This is a genomic window from Achromobacter sp. 18P8.1.1, from assembly GCF_057799415.1.
In genome coordinates this window covers 1-341 of the sequence record NZ_JBYOKH010000102.1, presented here as the reverse complement: position 1 = coordinate 341, position 341 = coordinate 1, and the positions used below count along the sequence as shown (strand labels likewise).

Below are 341 nucleotides of genomic sequence, written 5' to 3'. Positions count from 1 at the left end.
TGAAAACTTAGGGTTAACCCGAACGGGTGTTCTGATGTTTCGATAGCTGCTAAAGAGAGCAGATCCGAAGGGGTCGCGAGCAAGAAAGCGGTGGCGCGAAAGCGAACGAAGCTGACTTGACAAGCGATAAAAACTCCTTCATAATCTTGCCTCTCTGCTGCTGAAAACAGCAAGCGACGCAAGGCGAAAGCCGCAGCGAAGCAAGCGAGTTCAGCAGGTAGCAGTAAGAATTTAGTAGTACCGAATTTGGCAGTACCGCTCTTTAACAATTAAACAACCGATAAGTGTGGGCGCTTGATGCGATGCACTGTGATTAGGTTAGGCGTTAAACCCTGATCTCT

The 341-nt window shown here is 48.4% G+C and carries 1 protein-coding gene; it reads right to left on the bottom strand.

The genetic code is table 11. The features are described 5' to 3' along the window. Nucleotides 1-182: hypothetical protein (locus tag AC27VE_RS30735; RefSeq protein WP_488705857.1), on the bottom strand; the 182-nt coding region annotated here is incomplete at its 3' end. Nucleotides 183-341 lie beyond the last annotated feature (159 nt).